This window comes from Staphylococcus ureilyticus (assembly GCF_002902235.1).
Classification (GTDB): Bacteria; Bacillota; Bacilli; order Staphylococcales; family Staphylococcaceae; genus Staphylococcus; species Staphylococcus ureilyticus.
On the sequence record NZ_PPRL01000037.1, the window covers coordinates 1 to 4,343 of the forward strand.

Genomic DNA, 4,343 nt, shown 5'->3' on the forward strand with positions numbered 1-4,343 from the left:
AATTACCTCAATTCATCTCAAGCAAATATATATGGTCAGTTGACTTACTCGAATAAATTAATTAAAAACGTTGTAGAATATATTAACCAACATTACAAGCAACCATTAACGCTTAATTTACTAGCTAAAACATTTTACGTAAATAGTAGTTATTTATCTAGAGAATTTTCAAAAAAAATGAATATTTCATTAATCAAATACATTAAAAAAGTTAAAATCTATAGTTTATCTAGGGATTTATTAACAAATGGCAATAGCGAATCAATTTGGGTAGATTATGGGTTCCGTTCATACAATACTTATTTGAGAGATTTCAAAAATGTGATGCATATGACACCAAAAGATTTTATAAAACAACATAATTCTAAAAATACAAATACGAAGATAGAGCCACATCAATTATATAACCAACTCCAATTAATTTTAGATACAATCAAATCTGAATAATATATAAAAAATCCAAGTTTACCTATCAAAGGCAAACTTGGATTAAAAATTAATATTTATATTTATTATCCTCGTCAGTATCGGAATAATTTTCTTTGATTTTTTCTTGTTCGTTCTCTTTTTGATTTTCAGATAATACATATGAGTTATTATGTTCATTTACTTGTGACCCATCTTTGATAAAGGGATTAGCATCGTCTTCTTCATCTCTGCTATAAATAGGTTTTTGAGGTTTTCTTACTAGCAACATGATACCGGCTACTAACCATAAAATTGCAGTAATCCAGTTACCGATTAATGAAATAACACCCACAATGATTAATAAAATGCCGGCAGCTTTGGCTTTTTTACCAATTAACACTGCACCAATAATCGCCACTATAAGTAGCACAATAGATAATACTAGTCCTGCAGTTACCAACGCACTTAACATATTAATAACCGCTTCTCCATTTTCATATGTGATTGAACTATCATCTTCCATCATTGCTTGTATCATTGCATTTTTATTGTCACCATTTCCAACTAATGGTAAGAATATTGCCAGAACAATTACACCTAATAGCTGTAAACCAATACCAATCCAGGCAAGTATACGTTCAGCTGTTCTTTTCATTATGTTTCACCCCTGATCAAAAATTTATGTTTTTCAGTTAGTATACGCTTGAAATTATATCATTTAGTATACTAATCCTGTAGCTACAAGTCCATGTATAACTCATTTAATTGCTTAGTAATTATTTACTTTTTCTAAAGGCTTCATCGATTCGTTCCAATTGATTTACAAAATCTTTTATTTCTTCAAGTGAAAATTGGTTACCTAAGCGATTTTTCACTGATTCACTCATTGCTGAAGTCGCTTGTTTTAAGAAACTTTCACCTTCTAAACTTAATTGGACTAATTTAATTCTTTTATTGTTTGAGTGTGCCCTTTGCACATAACCCATTTCTTCAAGTTTACCGATTCTTTTTGAAGCAGCTGTTTTAAATATATTTTGTAGCCCAGCTAACTCATTAATCGTAACTTGACCTTTTGTTTGAATAATTCTCATCGCTTCAATTTGTTCTCTTGAAAGTAGGTTTGTGAGAGATGATTCATTCACCATTTCAATAATTTCTTTGTTTAAATACAGCATCACGATTTGAAATTTGGTTATCGCTTTCTCAATCGATACATCTACATCATTCATCACTTTATCCCCCTTTATAAGTTACTTGAATTCGATAGAAAGTGGTAATTTTTCACGTTTATTAAACCATAATAAAACTAAATATTGTAAAATCATCATTACGATAATGATTCCGATAAGTAGAGCTACAACAAATCCAAAGTCGAAGTGACCTGCATTAGTGAATATTGCTTCTCTATATCCTTGAATAGCATATGACATTGGTGAAAATGGATGTATCCATCTATAGAACGTTGCAGAAAGCTCTATTGGGAACATACCTTCACTTGCACTCAATTGTAAGATTAAAAGAATCATTGATATAAAGAGTCCTATTCTATCTAAGAATAATGTTAGGAATGATGTGATTGTAATTGCTGCAATAGCCCACAATAACCCTACTAATATAAATTTCCAGACATTACCAACTGACATATTAAATACAAATAATACCCAACTACTCATGAACAATGCAGATAACGCACCTTGAACAATATATAATGCAAATTTTCCTAAAGTTTGTCTTATTGAAGTTGTAGATTTATCAATCGTTTTTCTCAATGGATAAATCGCACTAAACGATAGCGCACCAACAAATAAACTTACACTTGCCATATAAGGAACAATTGTTGCGCCATATTCATCAGCATTCGTCGGATTATTTTCTTTTACTTTAGTAACATCATTAAGCGCTTTTTCATTTTCGGATTCAAATGAAACATTGTTTTGCTGACTCACTGCGTCGTCTATTTTTGATTTTAATTCGTCATTATTAGCCTGAAGCTCTTTCAACCCATCTGTTACTTGCTGATTTCCTGATAATAACTTTTGAGCTGGTTGACCTACCATCGGCGCCATTTGTTGAATACCATCTGTCACTTCTTGATTACCATCAATAAGTTGTGTTTCTGCATCAGACATTTGCCCTAATGCATCAGATGTATCTTGATAACCCGATTGTGATTTTTTAGCACTAGCGAATAATTCATTCAAATAATTTGATCTAATATTATCTTTTATAGATTCAGTCACTGTATTGATAGCTGAATTTGCAGATTGACTGCCCGTATAGCTAGAACCTGGGTTCACCTTAGTTTCCAGATTTATTTTTTTAGGATTTTCATCTAAAATTGTCGTTGCATTGGATGAAGCATTCTTGGGAACGATAATTGTTCCTACACTTTCACCTCTATTCAATTGCTTATCTGCTTCTTTTTCAGAAACAACTTGAAAATCAAATTTATCATTATCTTTTAATTTGTCTACTAAATCATCACCGATAGTAATATCTTTATTATTAAGCGTTGCTTTTTCATCATGGTTAACAACAGATATTTTTAGATTTTCTGTCTTGTCGTATGGATCCCACATTGAACCAACAAACAAAGCTACATATAGCAATGAAATAAGCGATATAGCAATTAAAGAGACCACTAACATTTTGTTTTTAAAAATAAATTTAAATTCATTCAACATTTTTCCAACTACCTTCCTTTAATCGTACATCCCGTGTACTATAAGATAAAAAAAGACTAAAACAAAAATATTTGTCTTAGTATAATGCGTATGACTAAGTATTTAAAGGGATGAAAATACATTAGTACACCCCATGTACTTTTAGTATATTACGCGCCTTAAATTTAAATGTCAAACCCTTTCTTCAAAAATTTTATGGTTATTTTTTATGAAAATGTTTTCAAAATATACAAAGAAGTTTTACTTTAAAATCTATATTGTTTCATCACTTTTTATACTTATTAATAAGTCCTTTAGGTATATGACAGTAGTCATTTGGAAATTTTGATAATCTGTCTTGATGTGCTTCTGCACTTTTAACATAATTCGTCAGTGGCAATACCTCTGTGGCTATAAGATGATGATCTTCAATTGCATCTATGTATGCCTGTGCTTCTTTTAAATGTTTTGCGTCTTCACTATATAAGCCAGTTCTATATTTTAATCCTATATCTTGACCTTGTTGATTTACACTATAAGGGTCAATAATTTCAAAAAGATACCCCACTAAATCAGAAACAGATACTTTTTCCGGTTCAAAACTCGTTTTAATTACTTCTACATAACCATCATATTCCCCATCAAGTGTATGCGTAATACCATTTGCCCTACCAGCTTCTGTTTGAATGACACCTGGTAATGTCTTAACGAATGCCTGAACACCCCAAAGGCATCCACCTGCTAAATATACAGTTTCCATTCTATCCTCTCCTGCTTTATTTCATTGATTAATAAAAGTATAGCCACCTCAAGCATATGATGCAAACGCCTATATATTGATGGTTTATTTTTTGTTAATAGGGAAAAATTATAATAGAGAATAAGGAGGTATAACATGCCTAAAGTTAAAGAAAGATTATTAGAAGATATTGAAGAAAAGCCTTCAAGAGCTGACAGTGATTTTAATTCAGAGAAAGAAATGCAACAAAATGCTTTTGAACGATTAGGCAAAGATGTAGTGATTATAGAAACACTTTCTATTATGAATATTATCTTTGCTATCAGTACAATTAGTTTAGTAGTTGCACTTATCTTTACAAATAAAAATAAGTAAATTTATATACATGTTCTTTTCATTGATAATAAATTTGAAAAGAACATGTTTTTTATCATAATTCAAATGCTCTTCAAAAAATTTTTGACAATATTTAGTTTTACAAAATTTTTAAATTGAATATTGTTTCTTTTTTGTTACAATATAGTGAGGAGAAT

General features: G+C 30.3%; 6 protein-coding genes. 2 read left to right on the plus strand and 4 right to left on the minus strand.

Going from position 1 to position 4,343, the window contains the following annotated elements; genetic code table 11:
- A partial coding sequence (locus tag CD150_RS04165) for a helix-turn-helix domain-containing protein (RefSeq protein ID WP_142382332.1) occupies nt 1-447 on the plus strand: 447 nt, incomplete at its 5' end.
- Nucleotides 448-496: 49 nt separating this feature from the next.
- On the opposite strand, the gene CD150_RS04170 is transcribed toward CD150_RS04165, so the two are convergent.
- From CD150_RS04170 to CD150_RS04185, 4 genes are all read right to left on the minus strand, one after another.
- Nucleotides 497-1,063 (minus strand): DUF4064 domain-containing protein, encoded by a 567-nt coding sequence (locus CD150_RS04170; protein ID WP_081370532.1) that lies wholly within the window; start codon nt 1,061-1,063, stop codon nt 497-499.
- Between the two features lie 121 nt (nt 1,064-1,184).
- Nucleotides 1,185-1,637 carry a MarR family winged helix-turn-helix transcriptional regulator gene (locus CD150_RS04175; RefSeq protein ID WP_103161370.1) on the minus strand — a complete coding sequence of 151 codons (453 nt, stop codon included), beginning with the start codon at nt 1,635-1,637 and terminating at the stop codon, nt 1,185-1,187.
- A gap of 21 nt (nt 1,638-1,658) precedes the next feature.
- Nucleotides 1,659-3,092 carry a YhgE/Pip domain-containing protein gene (locus CD150_RS04180; RefSeq protein WP_046206945.1) on the minus strand — a complete coding sequence of 478 codons (1,434 nt, stop codon included), beginning with the start codon at nt 3,090-3,092 and terminating at the stop codon, nt 1,659-1,661.
- Nucleotides 3,093-3,357: 265 nt separating this feature from the next.
- Entirely contained in the window at nt 3,358-3,831 is a 474-nt protein-coding gene (locus CD150_RS04185) for a peptide-methionine (S)-S-oxide reductase (RefSeq protein WP_073344760.1), read from the minus strand.
- A 135-nt stretch (nt 3,832-3,966) separates the two neighbouring features.
- On the opposite strand from CD150_RS04185, the gene CD150_RS04190 reads away from it, so the two are divergent.
- On the plus strand, nt 3,967-4,185 hold the full coding sequence (locus CD150_RS04190) for a hypothetical protein (protein WP_046206943.1): 219 nt from the start codon (nt 3,967-3,969) through the stop codon (nt 4,183-4,185).
- The last annotated feature ends 158 nt before the right edge of the window (nt 4,186-4,343 follow it).

Bases quoted from the DNA above. Each gene is read 5' to 3' on its own strand.
- CD150_RS04185 (WP_073344760.1), bottom strand. From the start codon at position 3,831: ATGGAAACTGTATATTTAGCAGGTGGATGCCTTTGGGGTGTTCAGGCA.
- CD150_RS04180 (WP_046206945.1), bottom strand. From the start codon at position 3,092: ATGTTGAATGAATTTAAATTTATTTTTAAAAACAAAATGTTAGTGGTC.
- CD150_RS04175 (WP_103161370.1), bottom strand. From the start codon at position 1,637: ATGAATGATGTAGATGTATCGATTGAGAAAGCGATAACCAAATTTCAA.
- CD150_RS04190 (WP_046206943.1), top strand. From the start codon at position 3,967: ATGCCTAAAGTTAAAGAAAGATTATTAGAAGATATTGAAGAAAAGCCT.
- CD150_RS04170 (WP_081370532.1), bottom strand. From the start codon at position 1,063: ATGAAAAGAACAGCTGAACGTATACTTGCCTGGATTGGTATTGGTTTA.